We start from the raw sequence: 21,034 nt of genomic DNA on the forward strand, positions 1-21,034 counted from the left end.
CATGCAGATGCAAGCGCCGGCTGAGCCCGCGAACGGCGAGCTGCGAAAGCCATTCTACCGGATTCTCTACGTCCAGGTGCTGATCGGCCTCGTGCTGGGCGTCCTCACGGGCCATTTCTGGCCGGAATTTGGTGCCGCGCTGAAGCCCTTTGGTGATGGCTTCGTCAAGCTCGTCAAGATGATGATCGCGCCGATCGTGTTCTGCACCATCGTCAGCGGCATCAACAGTGTCAGCGATTCCCGCGAGGTCGGCCGCACGCTGGTGAAATCCATGGCGCTGTTCTACCTGCTGACCGTGCTCGCTCTGCTGGCCGGGCTGATCGCGGTGTCGCTGATCCAGCCGGGCGTCGGCATGCATGTGTCCGTCAATACGCTGGATCCTTCGGTGGCTGCGAAATTCACCAAGCAGGCAGCTGCGACCGGATTTGCGGACTTCATGCTGCACATCATCCCGCATTCCTTCTTTGGCGCGTTTGCCGATGGCGAGGTGCTGCCGGTCCTGCTGATCTCCATCCTGATCGCCTTCGGCCTCGGCCGTGCCGGTGACGGTGGTGCCGTGGTGACGAAGGCAGTCGAGTCGTTCTCGCAGGTGCTGTTCGTGTCCTTCAGCTTCATCATGAAGCTCGCTCCGCTCGGCGCCTTCGGCGCCATGGCGTTCACGGTGGGCCGCTATGGCATCCGTTCGATCGGCTCGCTCGGACTGCTGATCCTGACCTTCTATATCGCCTGCTTTGTCTTCGTCGTTGTCGTGCTTGGTACGCTGGCGCGGCTGAACGGCTTCAGCCTGTGGAAGACCATCCGCTACTTCAAGGAAGAGCTGCTGATCGTGCTCGGCACGTCGTCGTCGGAGCCGGCCCTGCCTGGCGCGCTGCGCAAGCTGGAGCAGCTCGGATGCCGAAAAGGCGTATCAGGGCTCGTGCTGCCGATGGGCTATTCTTTCAATCTGGACGGCAGCGCCATTTATCTCACCCTGGCGTCCATCTTCATCGCGCAGGCCTGCGACATTCATCTGTCCTGGGGACAGGTTGCGGCAATGCTCGGACTGATGCTGCTGACGTCGAAAGGGGCGGCCGGAGTCACCGGCAGCGGCTTCGTCGCGCTGGTCGCGACTCTCTCCGTCATGCCGGACCTGCCCGTGACCGGCGTGGCGCTGCTCGTCGGCATCGACCGCTTCATGTCGGAGGCGCGGGCGCTGACCAGCATGATCAGCAACTGCGTCGCGGCCATCACGGTTTCGCTGTGGGAGAACGCCTGCGACCGCGAAGTGCTGGCCCGCGAACTCGGACAGCATGGCGCTCTCGAGGTCGCGGTCGGGACCACGATCGAGGTAGCACCAGCGATGCAGGAGAACGAGAGCTGGATTTCGACGACGAAATCGGCCGCTTGATGCCGCTTTGGACGAAACGGTCGTCGTATTCAGTTTGGCAAGGCAGCCTGTGGCGTCCTTAGTTGGACTTGGCGTTGTCCTTCGCATTCTCCGCCGTCGGCGATCCCTCCGGCGCCTGTCGCTTTCCGCCGGTGATGCGCTGCTTCAAGAGGTCGAGGAAAGGAGACGCCGCAGGCGATTGCCGGATCAGGGCCTCGGGGTCGGGGAAGATCAGCGGATCGTCCCACGGACCCTGCACCATGAAGGGCAATTGAAAGCCGGACGTCGTGTTGAGGCTCGCCACGCCTTTCATGTCGTATTCGCGCGTCGGCACCGACGCGGTGCCGGTCAGCGTAATCTTCGCCGAAGGGCCTTCGATGCGGATGTCCTCGGCGGTGGCGATGCCGTCGGCGAATTTCACTGCGATCGTGAGGCTGTCATAGGGCGTCGAGCCGTTGCGGAAATTGCCGCCGCCGGACAGCGGCCGACGCTCGAGTCGCTTCAAGAGCTGCTCGGCATTGAAGCCTGAGATCGCGCCGTCATGCCCGGTCACGGTGGCGGTGCCGTCGAGCGACTGCACCAGGCCGAACGGGCTCGAGCCGGAGGCGAGCAGGGACACGTTGATGTTGCCGCGGCCGGACAGCTTGTTGAGGCCGAACAGCTCGGTGGCACAGGCCTGCAGGTCGACGTCGGTGAACTGGAACTGTGCCTTGATGTCGGCAACGCTGTCGGAGCGCGAGATGCCGAACGAACCCTTGGCAATGCCGCCATAGACCTGCGCCTCGCCGACCGAGAGCGCCAGAGTGCCGTTGCGCAAATTGGCGCCGATCGCGGTGCGGCCGAGCTTGGTCGGGCCGACCGTCAGCCTGGCTGCCGATAGGCGCATGTCGAGGTCGGTGGTCGAGAGGCCGTTGAGGTCGAACAGCTGCCTGTTCCAGTCGCGCGCGCCGCTTGCGAGCAGGCGGAAGGTCGAGATGTAAGGCGTGAAGTCGAGCGCATCGGCGGCGAGCGTCGCCTGCAGCGTCTGCCGGCCGTTATTGGCATAGGTCATTACGCCTTCGGCGGCATTGCCGTCGAGCTCGACATTGACGTTGGTGAGCGCGATCGAGGCGCCCACGACGTTGGCGCGCGCCTTCAGCGTGAAGCGGCCGAAGCCGCCGCTGCCGGGCTGCGGCTGCCCGGTCCAGCGCAGCGCGTTGCGCAAGGACGGGCTGTCGATGGTGAGGGTGCCTTCCATCATCGGGCTGGTGCGGTTGGCGACACTGCCGTCAAAGGCGAGCTTGAGCGGAGCGCTCGCGATCCGCGCCTTCAGCCCGGAACGGTCGCCGGACAGGGCGGCGACGAAGTCGGCAAAGCTGATCGAGCCGTCGACGCGCTCGCCGCGCCAGTCGAACTGCCCGGTCGCGGCGAAGGAGCGCGAGATCGAGGGCCAGGCCAGCGACAGGTCGATGTCGTCGAACTGCTCGGTGGCGTGCGTGGCCGCGTCCTCGTAATGGAGCACGCCGTCCTGAATCCTGATTTCGGAGAACGACACCTGATTGTCGGCGCCGGGCTTCATTGTGCGCGCAATGGTCTGGATGAAGGGCGTCCAGTTGCTCTCGCCATCCGGTTTCAGGCTGACATGGATGTGCGGCCGGAGCAGCGTCAGGTCGGCGATCTCGAAGCGCTGCAGCAGCAGGGGCAGGAGCCTGAGATTGGCGGTGAGCACGTCGACATGGAGCGCGGGGTCGGCAGTGCCGCCGCCCTTCAGGCCGACGTCATGGAAGGAGATGTAGCTCGCCGGCAGCACGGAAATGTCGATGCTGCCTGCCACGCTGAGCTCGAGCCCGGTGACGTCGCGGATCTGCGCTTCCACCGCCTTGCGCAGCGCGTCGCGGTTGATGAGCCAGGAGGTCGCGATCAGGGCGATCAGCGCGACGCCGAGCAGCGCCGCGATCGGCGTCCCGAGGCGCTTCATTCCTTGGGCCATGGTCAATGGCATGTCCTGATCGGGTTGGTCGTTGGAGCCGGAAGGGCGGGCCGGGAAACCTGCGCGCCCCACGCCCAAGTCCTGTTAGGTTAAGTCCTGTTAGTTAAGTGCCGCAACTTGATGGGTTTTCTTGTCGCTTTCAAGGCCGGGGACGGGTCTGCCCACGGCGTGGGCAGCTTCTACCACCGGCTCTCGGAACGGAGAACCCCGTATCATTGACGGCTTCGGACGATTTCGCCTAATAATCGCCGCCAATAAGGGCGCGACGCCTGCAAGCTGCAGCTTCAGTCGAGGTTTTTTTGCATGAACAAGGTCTATCCCGACGCCAAGTCGGCTCTTGAGGGCATTCTCAAGGACAACATGATGATCATGTCGGGGGGCTTCGGCCTCTGCGGTATCGCCGAGTCGCTGTCGGATGCGATCCGCGACTCCGGCGTCAAGGGGCTGACCGTGGTCTCGAACAATGCCGGCGTCGACGGCATTGGGCTCAGCCGCCTGCTGGAGACCCGCCAGATCAAGAAGATGATCTCGTCCTATGTCGGCGAGAACAAGCTGTTCGCCCAGCAATTCCTGGCCGGCGAGCTGGAGCTCGAATTCAACCCGCAAGGCACGCTCGCCGAGCGCATCCGCGCCGGCGGCGCCGGCATCCCGGCCTTCTACACCAAGACCGGCGTCGGCACGCTGATCGCCGAAGGCAAGGAAGTGAAGGAGTTCGACGGCGAGAAGTACCTGATGGAGCGCGGCCTGTTCGCCGACCTCGCCATCGTGCACGCCTGGAAGGGCGACACCGCCGGCAACCTCATCTACCGCAAGACTGCGCGCAACTTTAACCCGATGATGGCGACCGCCGCCAAGATCACGGTGGCCGAGGTCGAGCATCTCGTTCCCGCCGGTGAACTCAATCCCGACCACATCCACACGCCCGGCATTTTCGTGAAGCGCATCGTCGAGGTCGGCACGGCCACGAAGCGCATCGAATTCCGCAACACCCGCCCGCGCCCGACCAGCGCACCCGCGGCCGGAACAGGAGTTGAAATCTGATGGCCTGGACCCGTGAACAGATGGCTGCGCGCGCCGCGAAGGAATTGCGTGACGGCTACTACGTCAATCTCGGCATTGGCATCCCGACGCTGGTCTCGAACTACATTCCCGACGGCGTCGACGTTAGCCTCCAGAGCGAGAACGGCATGCTCGGCATGGGCCCGTTCCCCTACGAGGGCGAAGAGGACGCCGATCTGATCAACGCCGGCAAGCAGACCGTGAGCGAGCTGCCCTCGACCTCGTATTTCTCGAGCGCGGACTCCTTCGGCATGATCCGCGGCGGCCACATGGATCTGTCGATCCTCGGCGCCATGCAGGTGGCCCAGAACGGCGATCTCGCCAACTGGATGATCCCGGGCAAGATGGTCAAGGGCATGGGCGGCGCGATGGACCTCGTTGCCGGCGTCAAGCGCGTCGTCGTGGTGATGGAGCATTCGGCCAAGGACGGCGCCAAGCTCCTGAAGAAGTGCAATCTGCCGCTGACCGGTGAGCGCGTCGTCGACATGGTCGTCACCGATCTCGCCGTCTTCACCATCGACAAGCACGGTGACGGCGGCATGGCCCTGATCGAGCTCGCCGACGGCGTCACGCTCGACGAGGTCAAGGCCAAGACCGAAGCCGAATTCCGCGTCGCACTGAAGAACACGTAAGCGGGCGATCGCAATCATCGTGAAATGGCCGGGCTTCGTCCCGGCCATTTTCGTTTGTCTCGCCACAAACAGCCCTCGTCATTCCGGGGCGCGACGTAGTCGCGAGCCCGGAATCCATGAACCACGAGCCGGGTTTATGGATTCCGGGTCTGCGTGCTTGCGCGCGCATCCCGGAATGACGAGGCTGAGAATCGGCTACGACCTCGCCGCCCAGACCTTGCTCCACCGCGCCGACACGCTCGCCACCCACGACCGCTCCTCGCGCACCAGGCGGAAGCCGAGATTGGCGGGCGGTACGCCTTGCGCGCAGCCGCCGGCGCGGGCGTCGCGGATGAAGTCGGTGACATAGGCGCGGTGCGCGCCCTCTGCGACGCGCACGCCGCAATTCACCGTCGGCCGGCCGGCATTGCCGGCCTCGTCGACACGCGAGCGCACGAAGCAGGTTGACGTCCACTCCCAGACATTGCCGGCGAGATCGGAGACGCCGCGCTCGTTCAGGCCGAACTTGCCGAACGGGTAGGCTGTGGTGTCGGAGAGGTCGCGCTCGGATTCTCGCTCGTAGCGGCTGATCCAGCGCTTGGACGGGTCGTTCGCGTCGACCGCAACGCCGTCGTCCTTGAACCGGCTGCCCGCCGCAAAGGCCCATTCCTCGTCGCTCGGCAGGCGATAGTGCGCGCCGGTCTTGCGCGAGAGCCAGGATGCGTAGGCTTCGGCATCGTGCCAGCTGACCTGCACGGCCGGGCGGTCGGGTGCGATGGTCATATCGCGATCGAGTCCGCGGCACCCGCCGTCCCGGACGCAAAGCTGGTAGTCAGCGGAAGAGACCTGCTCGCGCATGATGTGAAGCGGCCGCGTGAACTGCAATGCGCGTAGCGGCGCCTCGGCCTGCCGCCCGGCGCGCGTGAAGTCGCCCGCTTCGCGATAGGCGAAGCTGCCGGCGGCGATCTCGACGATTGCGGGCTCGCCCTGCGCGCCGTGCGTCGTCATCTCGGAAACCAGCGGCGCAACGGCCAGCGGTCCCGCGAAGCCGGCAGCACAGGCAAGTGCCAGTTTGAGCTTGAATGCAATCAGCATGGTCGTTCCCCCGAAAGAAGAAGGGGCCGGTGATTGCCGGCCCCTTCACGCCATTTAGTTGGTGCTGGCGGCCGGTATGTCCGCAGGCGCCTTCACCTGGGTCATCAGGTCGTCGTTCCACTTGCCCTCGACCTTGAAGTGCGCGGTGGCGCCGAGGTCGGCGGCTTCGATCAGATTATGCGTGACATAAGCGTAGATGCCGGGTTGCAGGAACTTGTACAGCGCCGCTCCCGCCGAGCCGCCGCGGATGAACCAGGTCTCGAGTCCGGTCTCCGGCGGATTGGAGAACTTGCCGGTCTCCCAGACATAGTCGCCATGGCCGCCGATCAGATGCGGACGGCTGTCGCGGTTGGCCTGCGAGTGCACGATCAGCACGTTCTCGCCGACATTCGCGGTCAGCGCGTTCTTGCCGGTGAGTGCGCCGACCTTGCCGTTGAACACGACATGGGTGGGAGTGAGCTTCTTCATCACCTCTTCGGTGTCGGTGAAGGCTTCGCCCGGCGAGTCATAGGACTTGAAATTGCCCTTCTCGTCGCGCGGCACGTACATGTCCTGCTCGCCGATGTAATAGACCTTGTCGTATTTCAGCGCGTGGCCCTTGCCGTCGTTGAGGCCGTCACGCGGCAGCACCATCACAGCGCCGTTCATGCCGGAGACGACGTGCCAGGGGATCATCGGACCGCCGGGCGCGCAGTGATAGACGAACACGCCGGTCCGGGTCGCCTTCCAGCGCAGCACGACCTGCTCGCCGGGATTGACCAGGGTGAGCGCGCCGCCGCCGAGCGCACCGGTTGCGGAATGGAAGTCGATGTTGTGCGGCATGGTGTTGGTCGCGGGATTGACCAGCGTCAGCTCGACGTAGTCGCCCTCATGCGCGACCATCAGCGGACCCGGCATCGAGCCGTTGAACGTCATGGCCTGGAAGGTGGTGCCCTTCTCGTCGATGACGACCTTCTTCTCCTGAATCGTGAGCTTGAACTCGAGGATCTTGGGACCCTGCTTCGTCGCTTGCTCGTGCGCATGCACGAAGGGCGGAGCGACCAGCTCCACCTTCTGGCGCGGCAGCTTGAGATCTTCGGCAGCGAAGGCGGGTGTTGCCAGCATCAGGGCGGTCGCTGCTGCGCTGATCAATGCGGCTCTGCGGGTGAACATCGGAAGCATCCTTCATGTGAAAGGGTTTTGATGACGGATGCAGTGTGCGCCTATCCTGGCAAGCGTGTTTGCGCTGCGACAAGGTTTTGCCGGATTCGCCTCCGGTAAAATCCTTAAGAGGTTTGCCGAAGAGCCACCGCGTGAAGGGCGCAACGGCAGAGCACGCGACACAAGTCGCGCCAATAGCCGCGTCAGCGGCAAGTCATTCGCATGTTCAGTGATGTTCGATCGTGAATGATCTAAATGCGTCGATCAGAGAAGCTCGATCGCGATCCAGACCGTCGCCCAGACTGCGAGCGAGAGTGCAGCAAGCACGACGGCCGCAATGGCCAGCACGCGTACGAGCTGGCCCGCGCCGGTGGCCGGCGCGACGGGGACGGGACGAAAATCGTCGAAGCGGGGGATATGGCCGCGAATACCGACAAGCCAGAGAACGAGATCGAGCGCGAACGACGCCATGGCCTATCTCCCAAGGGACGATAAGGGACGATGGTTGACACCATGGGCCCAATCCGGCGCTCAGACATTGAGCAAGCGCAAGGTCGTCAGGCAGAAAACGGGTAATCCAATGCCATCCAGAGTCGGCCGCGACTGCCAGCGGCATAAATTTACGAATGGGTAAGACATGAGGATCGATCTCGCGGCCAATTACGGCGAGGAGCGTCTGCCGCGCTACACGAGCTATCCCACTGCGCCGCATTTTTCACCGGCGATCGGCGCCGATACCTACGCACGCTGGCTGTCCGAGCTTCCCGGCGATGCCAGTGCGTCACTCTATCTGCACGTGCCGTTCTGCCGCGAGATGTGCTGGTATTGCGGCTGCCACACCCAGATCGTCCGTCGCGACGGACTGATCGCGGCCTATCAGCAAACGCTTTGCAGCGAGATTGCAGAGGTCGCCGAGACCATCGGTCGCCGTATCAAGGTCGAGCACATCCATTTTGGCGGCGGCACGCCGACGATCATGGCGCCGGAAGCCTTTGCCGAGTTGATGGCGGCGATGCGTCACGCCTTCTTCGTGCTGCCCTCGGCCGAAATCGCCGTCGAGATCGACCCACGGACATTGACCGCAGAGATGGTCGAGGCCATGCGGCTCTCCGGCGTCAATCGCGCGAGCCTGGGGGTGCAGAGCTTCGATCCCGTCGTGCAGCGCGCGATCAACCGCGTGCAGAGTTACGAGCAGACCGCCTCCGTCGTCGACAGGCTCAGGCGTGCCGGGATCATGGGACTGAATTTCGATCTGATCTACGGCCTTCCGCACCAGACCATCGCGTCCTGTCTGGATACGGTGCGGCGTTCGCTCGAGCTCGCGCCGGCCCGTTTCTCGGTGTTCGGCTACGCGCATGTGCCGAGCTTCAAGAAGCACCAGCGCATGATCAATGAGGCGCACCTGCCGGACGGCCTTGCGCGCCACGACCAGGCTTGCGCCATCGCCAACGCGCTGAAGGAGGCCGGCTATGTGCAGATCGGCCTCGACCATTTTGCGCGTCCCGATGATGCCATGGCCGTGGCCTTCGATCAGGGGACGCTGCGGCGCAACTTTCAGGGCTACACCACCGATCAGGGCGAGGTGTTGCTCGGCTTCGGTGCCAGCGCGATCGGGCATCTGCCGCAAGGCTACGTCCAGAACGACGTGCAGATCGGCGCTTATCAGCACAGCATCACGAACGGCCGCCTCGCCACAGCGAAGGGCTATAGGCTCACCGACGACGACCGTCTGCGCGCCGATATCATCGAGCGGATCATGTGCGAGTTCGGCGCCGATCTCGGCGACATCTGCGCGCGACATGGCGCCGAACCGGAGGCGATGCTGGCGTCGGCATCGCGGCTGAAGTCCCTGATCTCGGATGGTGTAGTGAAGCTGGATGGCGACCGTCTCGCGGTTGCGAACGACTCGCGCTTCCTGGTCCGCAGCGTTGCTGCCGCGTTCGATGCGCATCTCGATCCGGGGAAGCAGTTGCATAGTCGGGCGGTGTAGCCTCTCTCCGTCATTCCGGGGCGTGCGAAGCACGAGCCCGGAATCCATTTTTCCACGTGATCTGCTGCATGATGGATTCCGGGCTCGCGCCAAAGCGGCGCGCCCCGGAATGACGAGTTGAGGAACTGGCGACAGCTTGCGCTTCAACAAAGAAACTCCGGCCACCTCCGCTATTTTCGTTTCGGAACGGAGTTGTCCATGCCTTTCCGATCTGACGATGTGGTCGATGACATCATGCGTACGGCGCCGCACACGATCCGCGTGTTCCTCGCCTTCAAGATGGCCTGTGTCGGCTGTCCGATCGCAACCTTCCATACTGTGGACGATGCCTGCCGCGAGCATGGTATCGACCGCGACAAATTCCTGGCTGCGCTGAGCGATTGCGTGCCGGCATGAGGCGGATCGGAGTCTGCGCGGGGGCGCGCGGATTTCCGGGTGAGGGAGAGCTTTCGCCGCAAGCGAAAGTGCCCTCACCCCTGATTTTTGTGTTCACCTCTCCGCGCTTGCGGGGAGAGGTCGGATTGCATCGCATCGCAAGATGCAATCCCGGTGAGGGGGTACAGGCCTCGCTACGATCTCATACGTGGAAGGAAGCCGTCACCCCAACCCTCTCAGCGCGAGCGAAGCTCGTCGCGGCCCCGTAAGAACGGGGAGAGGGAGAGGATAAGTTACGCCGCGCCGCTGTCCGGGTTTCGTTCCGCCAGCACGACGATCCGGTGCGGCTCGCGCAGGATGATGCGCTGTCGGCCGCTCTCGACGAGCCCTTGGCTCTCCCAGCCGCTGAGGATGCGGCTCACCGTGTGCAGCGTGGTGCCGGTCATCTGCGCAATGTCCTGGCGGCTGATCGGGAAGTCGATCTCGATACCCTTTTCGAGCTTCTTGCCGGATTGGTTGGCGAGCCGCAGCAATGCATGCGCGACGCGTTGCTCGACCTGTTGGGTCGACATTTCCAGGATGCGGGTGTGACTCTCCTGCAGCCGCTTGCCGACGGTCTGCATCGTGTTGGCGGCGAGGGAGGGAAACCGCTCGATCAGCCGCGGCCAGGCCGAGGTCGGCCAGATCAGCACCACGCTGTCGTCGACGGCCATCGCGGTCGCCGGATATTGCGCCGTGCCGATCGCCATCGCGAGCCCGAAGGTCTCTCCGGGCGCGACGTAGCGCACCACGATCTGCTCGCCGGTCGGCGTGGTCTTGGCCGCACGGACGTGGCCGTGCAGCAGCAGGAAGAAGGACTTCGCGTCCGCGCCCTGCTCGAAAATGGCGGTGCTCTTGGGATAGCGCGCCGAACGGGCCTCGCGCAGGATCTCGTCGAGGTCGTCCGGCTTGACGCCGGCAAACAGCGGCAAATGCGCAACCAGCGATGTGTCGACCTTGGCCATTCTGCCTCCTTGACGCTCGGGAGTGTGATGGCACCTGCAATCGTCGGACAGTTTGCGATAGCGCAAAACGGGTCGGCCGGGCGGCAGTATTTTTCCAAGCAACAGTTGCGAATTCACAGGAGTTGCCCCGATGGCTGGTCCCCGATCCCGTAATTTTGCGGGCTGGCCGCTGTTTGCGAACAGTTTCCGGCCTTTCTTTCTGCTCGGCGCGATCCAGGCCGGCCTGTCGATCCTGGTCTGGCTGCCGATGTTCTATGGCGAGCTGTCGGTGACATCGGCCTTCGCGCCGCGGGACTGGCATGTTCACGAGATGCTCTACGGCTTTCTGCCCGCTGTCATCACCGGGTTCCTGTTCACGGCGATCCCGAACTGGACCGGTCGGCTGCCGATCCAGGGCACGTCGCTGGGGGCGCTGCTGATGGTCTGGCTCGCCGGACGCGCCGCGGTGGCACTGTCCGCCGAGATCGGCTGGGCGGTCGCGCTCGCCCTCGACGCCGCCTTCCTGGCGCTGGTCGTCGCGGCCGCAACCCGCGAGATCATCGCGGGCGGCAATTGGCGCAATTTGCCGGTGGTGGTGCTCGTGCTGATGCTGCTCGCCGGCAATGTCGCCTTCCATCTTGAAGCACATTACGAGGGCGCGGCCGATGTCGGCATTCGCGTCGGGATCGGCGTGGTCGTGCTGCTGATCTCGCTCATCGGCGGCCGCATCATCCCGAGCTTCACCCGCAACTGGCTGGTCAAGTTCAACGCCGGCCGCCTGCCGGTACCGTTCGGACGCTTCGACGGCGTGGTGATCGGATTGAGCGCGCTCGCGCTGATCGGCTGGATCGTGGCGCCGCTGAACCTGATCACCGGCGTCGTCATGGCGCTCGTCGGCCTGTTGCACCTGGTGCGGTTTGCGCGCTGGGCCGGTGACCGCACCACGCGCGAGCGGCTCTTGTTGATCCTTCACGTCGGTTACGCCTTCGTGCCATCAGGTTTCCTGCTGAATGCCCTGGCCGGCTTCGGCGTGCTGCCGCCAAGCGCCGGCATTCACGCCTGGATGACGGGCGCGGCTGGAATCATGACGCTCGCGGTCATGACGCGCGCGAGCCTCGGCCACACCGGACAGGCGCTGATGGCCTCACCCGCCACGCAAGGGATCTACGCTGCGATCATCGTCGCGGCGCTGGCGCGGGTCGCTGCCGTGGTGTTTCCGGCGCACAGCGATGTGCTGCTGCACATTGCGGCCTGCGGTTGGATCGTCGCGTTCCTCGGGTTTGCAGCCGCGTTCGGGCCATTGCTCGCCGGCAACCCGCGGCGCGCGCTCGCCATCATGGGCATGCCGGCTCCGGCACGCTGAAATTTCGTCCCGGCGTAACAAACGTCGTCGTCGATCCGAAACTATCTTTCGAGGTGCGCCGGCTGCTAGCCTGGCGTGGAAACGCGATCGAGGAATGGATCGAAAATGATCGGCGAAGTCGTTGTGATTGGCGGCCTGAATCTGCGTGATGATGTCCGGATCGAGGAATATGATCGGCTGGGCGAGCGCATGTACAACATTGTCAGCGGCCTTCCGGGCTTTCTGTCGGTCAAATCGTTCAAGGCCGACGACGGCGAGGAGCTGACCGTGTTTCGCTTTGCTTCGGAGGAGGCACTCGAAGCCTGGCGCACGCATCCGGAACATATCGAGGCGATGAAACGAGGGCATGCCGAATTCTATGCCAGCGGCCGCTTGCAGATCTGCAAGGTCATCCGCGAAGTCGGCCCGTTCGAGCACGCCTGATTTGAGTGTGAGCTAGGCTGCTGAGGCCGAGGGAGCGTCGACCGCCGTGGCCGGCGGACGAACGCCCCTGCGCCAGTCGGTGAGAGTGCAGCCGAAGCGGCCGCGGAACCAGCGGGCCATGGCGCTTTGGGCCGAGAAGCCGAGCTGTGCGGCAATATCCGCCAACGGCCGGCCGGGGTCCTCGATCAGCTGGATCACGAGATCGGCGCGCTGCGCATCAAGGATGGCCGAGAAGCTGGTGCCTGATGCGGCAAGGTGCCGGTGAATGGTGCGGCGGGTACAGGCGAGATGCTCGGCGACGCGTTCGACCGTGCAGTCTCCGGTCGCGAGCAGGCTTCGCACGATCTCGTCGACCTTTCCCTCCCAGCTCGCCGGCCGGGTCTCGATCGCCTCGATCCGCTTGCGCAGATAGCTCGCGATCAAGGGATGCGCGCTCGGAATCCGCCGCTCCATGTCATGCGCCGACAATAGAATCGCGTCCTCCGCCGCATTGAAGGCCACGCGGCAACCGAAGAAGTCGCGGTAGCGCTTGCGGTCGCGCGGCGGCGGGTAGTGCAGGTGCACCTCCTGCGGCCGCCAGTCGCTGCCGAACAGTGACTGGATGATGCGGTGGACGCTGCCCAGCGCCATGTCGATCGACTGGCGCGGCGCGGTCGGCCGTCGTCCCCGCAAATGCAATCGGACGGTCACGGTCTGCTTGTCCCTGACTACGTCGAGCTTCATGCCGTCATGGTGGACATGGATGAAGCGGGAGAATGCTTCGATCGCCTCGCCGACGGTTGCCTGTTCGCGCACGATCAGGCCGACCGCGCCGAAATTGGTCAGCCCTCCGCGCTCGGCCAGCCGCAAGCCGAAATCTTCGGCACCGGAGGCTTCTGCCGACAATTCGAGCAAGCGACGCACGCTTGCAACGGCGATGGGGGTATCGGGCTTGTCGAGCACGGCCGGCGGCAGCCTGGCCTTGCGCATCATCTGCTTGGGGTCGAGCCCGACCGTCCGGGCGACTTCCGGGTAACAGCTCAGGCCTGCGCTGCGAACGAGGTCGGTCATGCGACCAATTCCTGCCAGCCATTCCTGCAGATGTCTCGAAATGTAAAGTTTCTGTCCCGATCCGTCAAATCCGGGACCAGCGCGGAACATACATAGGGAAAAGCGACGCACCGGCGGGAATGCCGTGCTCATGACGGCGCAGCAGGGCGGTTGGCCCCGCGGCCGTCTCGTATCATTTGACCAAGACATTGCTGGATCGGGATTATGCCGGGGAACGTGTTTTCCAAGGGCGAGGTATTCGTCATCGACACCGACGCTGCCTCCCGCGAACAATTGTCCAAAGCGCTTCAACAGAGCGCCTATGACGTGATCTGCTTTGCCGACGGCGCATCGCTGCTGTCGGAAGCCAAGGCGCGGATGCCGGCTTGCGTGCTGCTGGAGATGCCGCCGGATCGCTCCGCCCTCGATGTGCTCAGGCGCCTGCGCGAGGAAAACTGCATGGCGCCGGTGCTGATGACATCGGCGAACGGCAGCATCGCCATGGCGGTCGATGCGATCAAGAGCGGCGCTGCCGACTTCATCGAAAAGCCGTTCCGCACCCAGGATCTCGTCGGCCGGATCGATGCTGCGATCGATGAGTCTGCCCAGCCCGATTCGGCCAGGCACCGCTGGCTGCCAGGCTGCGAGCCCCTGACCGCGCGCGAAAACGACGTGCTCGCGCATCTCGCCGCCGGCCGGACCAACAAGGAGATCGCCCGGCGCTTGCATCTGAGCGCCCGCACGGTCGAGGGCTATCGCGCCAGCATTTTGAAGAAGGCGGGCGCCCGCAACGTGACGGATCTGCTCCGCCGCATCTTCGGCCAGGCGTCGCCCAGCCAGGTCTGAACGCTCCCAAGCTTGATTGTGCCGTGGCGTGGTGACGCGTTCCGCGGCCATGGTGCCGCCGCAGCGGCGCCCCATGGAAACCCCAATCGAACCAGTTCCTTCCCTGCCGCGTCTCACCACGATGGCGTGGCATGTTTTCGTAGCGTCCGGCTGGCGGCGCGGCGATATCGGCAGGGAGAAATTTGATGCGCACGATCGCAAGATGTCTGGCGACGACGAGCCTGGTCCTGGTGACCGCAGCACTCGGCTCGCCCTCATGGGCCACCGATGTGGATGCCACATCGGCCATCGACACCGTTACCGTCTATCCCGATGGCGCCACCGTCACCCGCGTGATCGCGATCGATCTCGCCTCCGGCGACTCGACGCTGGTCGCCAAGGATTTTCCGCTCTCGCTCGATCCATCCTCTCTCCGGGTCGAGGGCGAGGCGGGCGCAAAACTCACCATCGGCACCATCGATGCGCGGCCCCCGCGCGCGGCGCCGCCGGTCAATCTTCCCGAGCTCGACAGACGCATCGAGGCGCTCAAGGACGAGCGCGCCGATCTGCAAGGCACGATCGATGCAGCGACGGCCCGGCGTAAATTCGCGGAGCGCTTCGCCGAGGCCTCTCCCGCCGGCCTCGGTGACAAGGGCGAGGCACGCCCGATCACCGAATGGCGCGCGGCCTTTGCGGCGGTTTCCGAGGAGATCGCGGCCGCCGACAGCGCGATCCGCGATACGGTGCGAAAGCAGCGTGAGATCGATCGCCAGATTGCGCAGCTCGAAGCTGACAGAACCGACAAGCCGCCGCGCAAGCTCGAGGTTCGAATCGACGTCGCCGCCGCGGCTGCGACGAAAGCGACGCTGCGCGTCACTTACGCCGTCCGCAATGCGCGCTGGCTACCGCTCTATGACGCCCGGCTCGACACCGGCGCCAAGGATCGCAAGCCGCAGCTCGAGCTGGTCCGTCGCGCCGAGGTGACGCAATCCACCGGCGAGGACTGGTCGAACGTCGCGCTCGGCGTCTCCACCGTGCGTATCGCCCGTGGCGGCAGCGCACCGGAGCTCGGCTCGCTGGTGGCGCAATATCCGCAGGTGCCGAAGCCGATGGCGCTCGGCGCCGCTTCGGACCTGGCAAGGCCTGCTCCCGCCCAGCGTCAGATGTTGACGCCATCCTTCGCGGCCAAGGTTGCGGAGTCAGCCGAGCCGCGCGAGCGTGCAGACGAACAGCAAGCCGTTGCGGAGATCGGTGGTTTCCAGGCCACCTTCAAAATCCCCGGCCGCGTCAGCCTTGGTGCCGCCGAGGGTGCCAAGAGCCTGCGCATCGCTTCCATGAGCGTGCCCGCCGAGCTTGCGGCACGCGCCGCGCCGGTGCTGGACCCCACCGCTTTCCTCGAAGCCAGCTTCAAGCAGACCGACGACACGACCTTGCTGCCGGGCAAGGTCGCGATCTACCGTGATGGCGTTTTCGTCGGCCGCGGCAAGCTCTCGGCCTCGGCCAAGGACGATATCGTGCGGCTCGGCTTCGGCGCCGATGACAAGGTCAAGATCGAGCGCGCGGTGCTCAAGCGCAACGAGGGATCGGCCGGCCTGATCGTGACGACCTCGAAGACCGACGAGCGCGCCTTCAAGACGACAATCCGCAACGGCCACGACTTCCCGATTCACGTTGTGATCGAGGATCAGCTGCCGGTCAGCGAGAACGACGAGATCATCGTCGAGATGCTGCCCGCGACCACACCGCCCACCGCGAGCAATATTCGCGACAAGCGCGGCGTGCTGGAATGGTCGTTCGACGCCAAGCCCGGCGAGGTCAAGGACATCAACTTCGCCTGGCGCGTCCGCTGGCCGAAGGACAAGAGCATGGTGATCGTGCCGTCGGGCTAGGATCCGTCGCGCCACAAAGAAGGTGCGCTCCCTCTCCCGCTTGCGGGAGAGGGAGCGCAGAATTCGCCTCACTTCGCCTTCAGGAAGTCCGCGACCTCGAGCAGCATGAACTCGTCGTCGTCTGCCTTGTTGGGATCGCGGCTGGACGAGAACGGCAGATTGTTGTCGTTGCCGACGATGATGTGGCTGTCGTCGACGCGATCGACGTTCTCGATGGTGAAGAACGGGAAGGTGTAGACGCCGTCATTGAGGGCTTTCCGTGCCTTCTTGTCCGGGTCCTGGATCTTCAACAGGTCGATATAGCCGATCTTGCGCACGGGCTTACCGACATTGGAGTCCGAAAGCTCGATCTTGTAGATGCGCTTGAACTTGGCGATATCAGGGAAGCAGTTCTCGCCGCGGGTGCCAGACGGGCAGGCCTTGTCGGGCGTGCCTTCGCCGTTGTCGCGCTCGATCACGAGGCCGGCGTTCGGATCGATCATGTTGAAGTCGCCGATGGCATTGCCGTTCTGCTCGAACACATATTGCCAGTAGCGGCCGGTGAATTTTTCCGCGGCGACGTCGAATTCGAGGATGCGGGAGGCTTCCTTGCCGTCGACCTTTTCCCAATCCTTCTTGTCGGCATCCCACAGCGGACCTTCGAGCAGGCCATAGAGGAACTTGCCGTCCTTCGAAGAAGCAAAACCTTCAAAGCCCTTGGAGCGGCGCAGATTGACGTTGGTATAGGTCGCGCCCGGTGCGCCCGGCGTCGCCACCGCCCAATGATCGGGCGAACGCACCGGCTTGCCGTCGGCGATGGTCTCGAACACCGCGAGGATCTTGCCTGATTTGTCGGCCTTGAGGGTGTAGGGGCCGAACTCGTCGCCGATCCAGAAGGTGTCACCGATGATCTGGAAACCCTCGGTGTCGAAATCGGCGCCGGTGAGGTAGCGCTTCTCGGTGTCCTCGTGGACGATGCGGAACGGGACGCGTCTGTCGGGATCGTGCAGGAACACGGTCTCCTCGCGCTCGATCTTGCCGCCCGCCCAATCCATCTTGTAGTGGTTCAGGTACAGCATCGAGTCCATCGAATTGGCGCGCGCACCCATGCCGTTGTCGGTGATGACCCAGAAGCTGCCGTCGGGCATTGCCTTGATGCCGGAATGCCCCTGCAGCGGCTGGCCCTTGAACGGCAGCGAGACGCCGGTCGAACGCTCAAACGACTTGCCCATCACGGTGCCGAGCGCGTCGACGCGCTTGCCCGTGGTGTATTTGCCTGACGTCTTGAGATCGGCGGGCGCGTCGGCCGGCGCGTCGATGAAGGTCGCGGCCGGCATCACCACGTGGCCGGCGAGCTTGGCCGGGAATTCGCCCTCGCTCTGTGCGAGCGCGGTGCTCGCGGTGAGAATGATCGTTGCGACGGAAGAGAGAAAAGTCGCGCGCATATGCGTCTCCTGTTGGCGGACGACGCCTTATGCGGATCGCACATTGCAGTTTTGTGAAGCCGGGCCAAACGCCGCAGCGGGCGGTTACTCCTTTACCGCGCCGGTGAGCGAAGACACGTAGTAGTCCACGAACAGCGAATAGAAGATCGCAACCGGCAGCGAGCCGAGCAGCGAACCCGCCATCAGCGCGCCCCACTGGTAGACGTCGCCGGTGACGAGCTCGGTCAGGATCGCGACCGGCACGGTCTTGTTGGCGCCGCTCTGGATGAAGGCGAGCGCGTAGATGAATTCGTTCCAGGACAGCGTGAAGGAGAAGATACCGGCCGAGATCAGACCGGGTACGGCCAGCGGCAGCGTAATCCGTCGCAGGATCTGCAGCCGCGTCGCGCCATCGACCAGCGCGCATTCCTCGAGCTCGTAGGGGATCGACTTGAAATAGCCGATCAGCAGCCAGGTGCAGAACGGCACCAGGAAGGTCGGATAGACCAGGATCAGTGCCAGCGGCGAATCGAACAGTCCGAACTGCACCACGACGGTCGCGAGCGGAATGAACAGGATCGACGGCGGCACGAGATAAGCCAGGTAAATGCCGAGGCCGACATAGGGGCTGCCGCGAAAGCGCAGGCGCTCGATCGCGTAGGCCGCGAGCGTGCTCGCGACGAGCGACAGCGTGGTCGCCCCGATCGCGACCAGCATGGTCGTCCACAGCCAGCGCGGATAGGCGGTGTCGAACAGGAGGTGCTTGATATGCGCCAGCGTCGGCGAGGAGATCCAGAACGGGTTGTGCTCCCGGTAGTTCATCAGCTCGGCGTTCGGCTTGAACGAGGTAATCGCCATCCAGTAGAACGGAAACAGCAGGATCAGCACGAAGCAGCCGAGCGGCAGATAGATCATCATCAGCCGGCGCAGCCCCGAATCCCAGGCCATGGTGTCGGGCGCGGCTTTTGCGTTGGCAGCAGCGGAGGCTTGCGCGACGGTATCAGTCATTGGCCTCTCCCTGCTGCCATTTGCGGCGTGCCAGGCCGAAATAGGAAAACAGCGTCGCGAACACCAGGAACGGGATCATCGACACCGCGATCGCCGCACCTTCGCCGAGCTCGCCGCCGGCGATGCCGCGCTGAAACGCCAGCGTCGCCAGCAGATGCGTCGAGTTGCCCGGGCCGCCACGCGTGATGGCGTAGACCAGCTGGAAGTCAGTGAAGGTGAAGATGATCGAGAAGGTCATGACGATGGCGAGGATCGGCATCATCATCGGGAAGGTGATGTAGCGGAAGCGTTGCCAGGCGCTGGCGCCGTCGAGCATGGCGGCTTCGTAGAGCGAGGGCGAGATGGTCTGCAGGCCCGCGAGCAGGGAGATCGCGACGAAGGGAATGCCGCGCCAGATATTGGCGGCGATCAGCGAGAACCGCGCCGGCCAGGGCGAGCCGAGAAAGTCGATGTTGCTGTCGCGCCAGTGCAACACGTCGACCAGCAGATAGGAGATGATCGAGAACTGCGGATCGTAGATCCACCAGAAGGCCAGGGCCGAGAGCACCGTCGGCACGATCCAGGGCAACAGGATGATCGCCCGCAGCAGGCTCTTGAACGGAAAATGATTGTTGAGCAGCAGCGCCAGCCAAAAGCCGAGTGCGAACTTTCCGAAGGTCGCGATTCCCGTGTAGACCACGCTGTAGAACACCGCGTTCCACCACAGGGAATCGGTGAGCAGATACTGGAAGTTCTCCAGACCTATGAACTCGCCCTTTCGGCCGATCGTGGTGTCGGTGAAGGCGAGCCAGATGCCGAGCCCCAGCGGATAGGTCAGGAACACCGCGAGCAGCCCGAGTGCAGGCGCGAGGCACATCGCCACCAGGAATGGCTTGTAGTCGAACAGGCGCACCAGCCAGTTCGGCTGCCGTTGTGCCAGCACGGGAGAGGAGAGGGTGGTCACGGACATCAGGGCGTTGTCCTGTTCTTGAAGGTCACTCCACCGTCATTGCGAGCAACTTGTCCGCCGTAGCTCGGAGAGCGAAGGCGGAAGCGAAGCAATCCAGTCTGTCTCCGCAGTGAAAGTCTGGATTGCTTCGTCGCACCAGCGCAAAATTGCTCTGCAATTTTGTCGCGGGCTCCTCGCAATGACGATCGCTACTTCTGCCGCCGGAAGTACCGCTTGCAGCGCTGCTCGGCTTCCGCAGCTGCGGTCTCCGGCGTGGCTGCGCCGGTCGCAACCGATGCGCACATCTGGATCAGCACGTAGTCGGCGCTGACCGCACCCGTCGCCGTCGAGATCGGGCCCGCATAGCCGTCGTAATAGGTGCTGTTCATGGTGTCCTTGAAGATCTTCACCTTGGGATCCTGCGACCACACGGCGGCGTCGGCATAGGCGGCGAGTGGCTGCGCCCAGTAGCCGGAGTTGGCGTTGAGCCAAGGCTCGTACTGGTCCTTTTCCAGCATGAATTGCAGGAATGCCTTCGCGGCGTTGGGGTACTGGCTGTGCTTGAACACCATGGCGTTCAGCGTCAACCCCGCCATCGGCGAGACCTTGGCCACGCCCTTCGGCAGCAATTGATGCTCGCTGTCGTCGGCGATCGCCTTGGTCGCCGGATCGTTCTTCAGCGAAAAATACAGCGAGACGCCGTTGGCGGTCAGCGCGATCTCCTGCGCGGAATAGGCGCGGTTGTTGCTGACGTCGTTCCACGACGTCGTGCCGGGGATGAAGGTGGGATAGAGCTGCTTGACCCAGTTCAGCGCGGCGATCGTCTCCTTGCTGTTGATGGTGACGTTACCATCTTCATCGAGCAGCGCCGCGTTGTGCGACCACAGTGCCCAGCTCGCAAAGCCGTTACCGTCGCCCTTGGCGTTGCCGAGCGCGAAGCCTGCCGGCTTGCCGGCCTTTTGCAGCTTCTGGCACAGGTCGAGGATGCCGGCATGGTCTTCCGGCACCTTGTCGAAGCCGACCGATTGCAGGATCGACTTGCGGTAGATCAGCGGACCTGCAGTCGCGCCGAACGGCAGGCCGATCCAGGTGCTGCTCTTGTTCTTCTTGCCGTAGCGCTGCGCCAGCGGCAGCCAGCCGCCATAACGCTTGCCGACATAGTCGGCGACGTCGGTGAGCTCGATCAGCTTGTCGATATAGATGTGCGGCGCATCGGAGAAGCCGATGATGATGTCGGGGCCGGCGCCGGAATTGGCGGTCACCGCGGTCTGCTGGTTGATGTCCTCCCAGCCGACGAAATCGACCTTGACCTCGACGCCGGTCTCCTTGGTGAACTTGGCCGCATTGGCGCGGAACACGTCCTCGTCGGCCTGGACGAAGCGGACCGGCCGCAGCATGCGAAGCGTTGCGCCCTTCTCGATTGGCAGTTTCGGGGCGGGGACGTCGGCGGCCTTGATCGCGGATTGAGCGTGCGCTGCAACACCAGTGGCAGCGACCGTTGCAGCGGACAGGCCCAGCGCCAAGGCATCACGACGTGTGATGTCGTTCCTCATCAGTACCTCCCTATGATGTCTCCCT

19 protein-coding genes are annotated in these 21,034 nt (G+C 64.1%); 9 read left to right on the top strand and 10 right to left on the bottom strand.

The window, feature by feature from the left end; genetic code table 11:
• Nucleotide 1: 1 nt before the first annotated feature.
• Nucleotides 2-1,387, top strand: a complete 1,386-nt coding sequence (gene dctA, locus JQ587_RS16460; RefSeq protein WP_212425960.1) for a C4-dicarboxylate transporter DctA — start codon at nt 2-4, stop codon at nt 1,385-1,387.
• 58 nt (nt 1,388-1,445) lie between these two features.
• Here the strand turns inward: dctA and JQ587_RS16465 are convergent, their stop codons facing one another.
• Nucleotides 1,446-3,335: an AsmA family protein gene (locus JQ587_RS16465; protein WP_212298642.1), complete on the bottom strand. Its 1,890-nt coding sequence runs from the start codon at nt 3,333-3,335 to the stop codon at nt 1,446-1,448.
• Nucleotides 3,336-3,638: 303 nt separating this feature from the next.
• Here JQ587_RS16465 and JQ587_RS16470 point away from each other — a divergent pair, with 303 nt between their 5' ends.
• Together JQ587_RS16470 and JQ587_RS16475 are read left to right on the top strand one after the other, a co-directional pair.
• On the top strand, nt 3,639-4,376 hold the full coding sequence (locus JQ587_RS16470) for a CoA transferase subunit A (RefSeq protein WP_212298192.1): 738 nt from the start codon (nt 3,639-3,641) through the stop codon (nt 4,374-4,376).
• Entirely contained in the window at nt 4,376-5,026 is a 651-nt protein-coding gene (locus JQ587_RS16475; RefSeq protein ID WP_212298191.1) for a CoA transferase subunit B, read from the top strand. The genes JQ587_RS16470 and JQ587_RS16475 overlap by 1 nt, the downstream gene beginning before the upstream one ends.
• 195 nt (nt 5,027-5,221) lie before the next feature.
• Here the strand turns inward: JQ587_RS16475 and JQ587_RS16480 are convergent, their stop codons facing one another.
• From JQ587_RS16480 to JQ587_RS16490, 3 genes are all read right to left on the bottom strand, one after another.
• A complete protein-coding gene (locus JQ587_RS16480; RefSeq protein ID WP_212425961.1) occupies nt 5,222-6,100 on the bottom strand; it encodes an SUMF1/EgtB/PvdO family nonheme iron enzyme in 879 nt (292 codons plus the stop codon).
• Nucleotides 6,101-6,154: 54 nt separating this feature from the next.
• Nucleotides 6,155-7,252 (bottom strand): copper-containing nitrite reductase, encoded by a 1,098-nt coding sequence (gene nirK / locus JQ587_RS16485; protein WP_212298189.1) that lies wholly within the window; start codon nt 7,250-7,252, stop codon nt 6,155-6,157.
• 252 nt (nt 7,253-7,504) lie between these two features.
• On the bottom strand, nt 7,505-7,711 hold the full coding sequence (locus JQ587_RS16490; RefSeq protein ID WP_212425962.1) for a hypothetical protein: 207 nt from the start codon (nt 7,709-7,711) through the stop codon (nt 7,505-7,507).
• A 166-nt stretch (nt 7,712-7,877) separates the two neighbouring features.
• On the opposite strand from JQ587_RS16490, the gene hemN reads away from it, so the two are divergent.
• Nucleotides 7,878-9,230 carry an oxygen-independent coproporphyrinogen III oxidase gene (hemN, locus tag JQ587_RS16495; RefSeq protein ID WP_212425963.1) on the top strand — a complete coding sequence of 451 codons (1,353 nt, stop codon included), beginning with the start codon at nt 7,878-7,880 and terminating at the stop codon, nt 9,228-9,230.
• Between the two features lie 198 nt (nt 9,231-9,428).
• A complete protein-coding gene (locus tag JQ587_RS16500) occupies nt 9,429-9,626 on the top strand; it encodes a DUF1858 domain-containing protein (RefSeq protein WP_212298186.1) in 198 nt (65 codons plus the stop codon).
• A gap of 272 nt (nt 9,627-9,898) precedes the next feature.
• Here the strand turns inward: JQ587_RS16500 and JQ587_RS16505 are convergent, their stop codons facing one another.
• The gene (locus JQ587_RS16505; RefSeq protein ID WP_212425964.1) at nt 9,899-10,609 is read right to left on the bottom strand and encodes a Crp/Fnr family transcriptional regulator; all 711 of its coding nucleotides are present in this window, start codon (nt 10,607-10,609) and stop codon (nt 9,899-9,901) included.
• Nucleotides 10,610-10,739: 130 nt separating this feature from the next.
• On the opposite strand from JQ587_RS16505, the gene JQ587_RS16510 reads away from it, so the two are divergent.
• Together JQ587_RS16510 and JQ587_RS16515 are read left to right on the top strand one after the other, a co-directional pair.
• A complete protein-coding gene (locus JQ587_RS16510; protein WP_212425965.1) occupies nt 10,740-11,951 on the top strand; it encodes an NnrS family protein in 1,212 nt (403 codons plus the stop codon).
• A 105-nt stretch (nt 11,952-12,056) separates the two neighbouring features.
• The gene (locus tag JQ587_RS16515; protein ID WP_212425966.1) at nt 12,057-12,374 is read left to right on the top strand and encodes an antibiotic biosynthesis monooxygenase family protein; all 318 of its coding nucleotides are present in this window, start codon (nt 12,057-12,059) and stop codon (nt 12,372-12,374) included.
• A 12-nt stretch (nt 12,375-12,386) separates the two neighbouring features.
• Here the strand turns inward: JQ587_RS16515 and JQ587_RS16520 are convergent, their stop codons facing one another.
• Complete coding sequence (locus tag JQ587_RS16520) at nt 12,387-13,424, bottom strand: AraC family transcriptional regulator (protein ID WP_212298182.1); 1,038 nt, start codon at nt 13,422-13,424, stop codon at nt 12,387-12,389.
• 204 nt (nt 13,425-13,628) lie between these two features.
• Here JQ587_RS16520 and JQ587_RS16525 point away from each other — a divergent pair, with 204 nt between their 5' ends.
• Both JQ587_RS16525 and JQ587_RS16530 read left to right on the top strand, forming a co-directional pair.
• A complete protein-coding gene (locus tag JQ587_RS16525) occupies nt 13,629-14,249 on the top strand; it encodes a response regulator transcription factor (RefSeq protein WP_212298181.1) in 621 nt (206 codons plus the stop codon).
• A gap of 185 nt (nt 14,250-14,434) precedes the next feature.
• The gene (locus JQ587_RS16530) at nt 14,435-16,117 is read left to right on the top strand and encodes a mucoidy inhibitor MuiA family protein (RefSeq protein WP_212425967.1); all 1,683 of its coding nucleotides are present in this window, start codon (nt 14,435-14,437) and stop codon (nt 16,115-16,117) included.
• 68 nt (nt 16,118-16,185) lie between these two features.
• On the opposite strand, the gene JQ587_RS16535 is transcribed toward JQ587_RS16530, so the two are convergent.
• The 4 genes from JQ587_RS16535 to JQ587_RS16550 form a co-directional block, all read right to left on the bottom strand.
• On the bottom strand, nt 16,186-17,541 hold the full coding sequence (locus JQ587_RS16535; RefSeq protein WP_212425968.1) for an esterase-like activity of phytase family protein: 1,356 nt from the start codon (nt 17,539-17,541) through the stop codon (nt 16,186-16,188).
• A gap of 84 nt (nt 17,542-17,625) precedes the next feature.
• Nucleotides 17,626-18,528 carry a carbohydrate ABC transporter permease gene (locus JQ587_RS16540; RefSeq protein ID WP_212425969.1) on the bottom strand — a complete coding sequence of 301 codons (903 nt, stop codon included), beginning with the start codon at nt 18,526-18,528 and terminating at the stop codon, nt 17,626-17,628.
• Entirely contained in the window at nt 18,521-19,477 is a 957-nt protein-coding gene (locus JQ587_RS16545) for a carbohydrate ABC transporter permease (protein WP_212298177.1), read from the bottom strand. The genes JQ587_RS16540 and JQ587_RS16545 overlap by 8 nt, the downstream gene beginning before the upstream one ends.
• Nucleotides 19,478-19,665: 188 nt before the next feature.
• Nucleotides 19,666-21,009, bottom strand: a complete 1,344-nt coding sequence (locus JQ587_RS16550) for an ABC transporter substrate-binding protein (protein ID WP_212425970.1) — start codon at nt 21,007-21,009, stop codon at nt 19,666-19,668.
• Between the last annotated feature and the right edge of the window lie 25 nt (nt 21,010-21,034).

Origin of the sequence: Bradyrhizobium manausense, assembly GCF_018130615.1 — a bacterium.
Taxonomy (GTDB): Bacteria; Pseudomonadota; Alphaproteobacteria; order Rhizobiales; family Xanthobacteraceae; genus Bradyrhizobium; species Bradyrhizobium manausense_A.

Coding starts and splice junctions, on each gene's coding strand:
- dctA (WP_212425960.1), top strand. CDS start 2: ATGCAGATGCAAGCGCCGGCTGAGCCCGCGAACGGCGAGCTGCGAAAG.
- JQ587_RS16465 (WP_212298642.1), bottom strand. CDS start 3,335: ATGGCCCAAGGAATGAAGCGCCTCGGGACGCCGATCGCGGCGCTGCTC.
- JQ587_RS16470 (WP_212298192.1), top strand. CDS start 3,639: ATGAACAAGGTCTATCCCGACGCCAAGTCGGCTCTTGAGGGCATTCTC.
- JQ587_RS16475 (WP_212298191.1), top strand. CDS start 4,376: ATGGCCTGGACCCGTGAACAGATGGCTGCGCGCGCCGCGAAGGAATTG.
- JQ587_RS16480 (WP_212425961.1), bottom strand. CDS start 6,100: ATGCTGATTGCATTCAAGCTCAAACTGGCACTTGCCTGTGCTGCCGGC.
- nirK (WP_212298189.1), bottom strand. CDS start 7,252: ATGTTCACCCGCAGAGCCGCATTGATCAGCGCAGCAGCGACCGCCCTG.
- JQ587_RS16490 (WP_212425962.1), bottom strand. CDS start 7,711: ATGGCGTCGTTCGCGCTCGATCTCGTTCTCTGGCTTGTCGGTATTCGC.
- hemN (WP_212425963.1), top strand. CDS start 7,878: ATGAGGATCGATCTCGCGGCCAATTACGGCGAGGAGCGTCTGCCGCGC.
- JQ587_RS16500 (WP_212298186.1), top strand. CDS start 9,429: ATGCCTTTCCGATCTGACGATGTGGTCGATGACATCATGCGTACGGCG.
- JQ587_RS16505 (WP_212425964.1), bottom strand. CDS start 10,609: ATGGCCAAGGTCGACACATCGCTGGTTGCGCATTTGCCGCTGTTTGCC.
- JQ587_RS16510 (WP_212425965.1), top strand. CDS start 10,740: ATGGCTGGTCCCCGATCCCGTAATTTTGCGGGCTGGCCGCTGTTTGCG.
- JQ587_RS16515 (WP_212425966.1), top strand. CDS start 12,057: ATGATCGGCGAAGTCGTTGTGATTGGCGGCCTGAATCTGCGTGATGAT.
- JQ587_RS16520 (WP_212298182.1), bottom strand. CDS start 13,424: ATGACCGACCTCGTTCGCAGCGCAGGCCTGAGCTGTTACCCGGAAGTC.
- JQ587_RS16525 (WP_212298181.1), top strand. CDS start 13,629: ATGCCGGGGAACGTGTTTTCCAAGGGCGAGGTATTCGTCATCGACACC.
- JQ587_RS16530 (WP_212425967.1), top strand. CDS start 14,435: ATGCGCACGATCGCAAGATGTCTGGCGACGACGAGCCTGGTCCTGGTG.
- JQ587_RS16535 (WP_212425968.1), bottom strand. CDS start 17,541: ATGCGCGCGACTTTTCTCTCTTCCGTCGCAACGATCATTCTCACCGCG.
- JQ587_RS16540 (WP_212425969.1), bottom strand. CDS start 18,528: ATGACTGATACCGTCGCGCAAGCCTCCGCTGCTGCCAACGCAAAAGCC.
- JQ587_RS16545 (WP_212298177.1), bottom strand. CDS start 19,477: ATGTCCGTGACCACCCTCTCCTCTCCCGTGCTGGCACAACGGCAGCCG.
- JQ587_RS16550 (WP_212425970.1), bottom strand. CDS start 21,009: ATGAGGAACGACATCACACGTCGTGATGCCTTGGCGCTGGGCCTGTCC.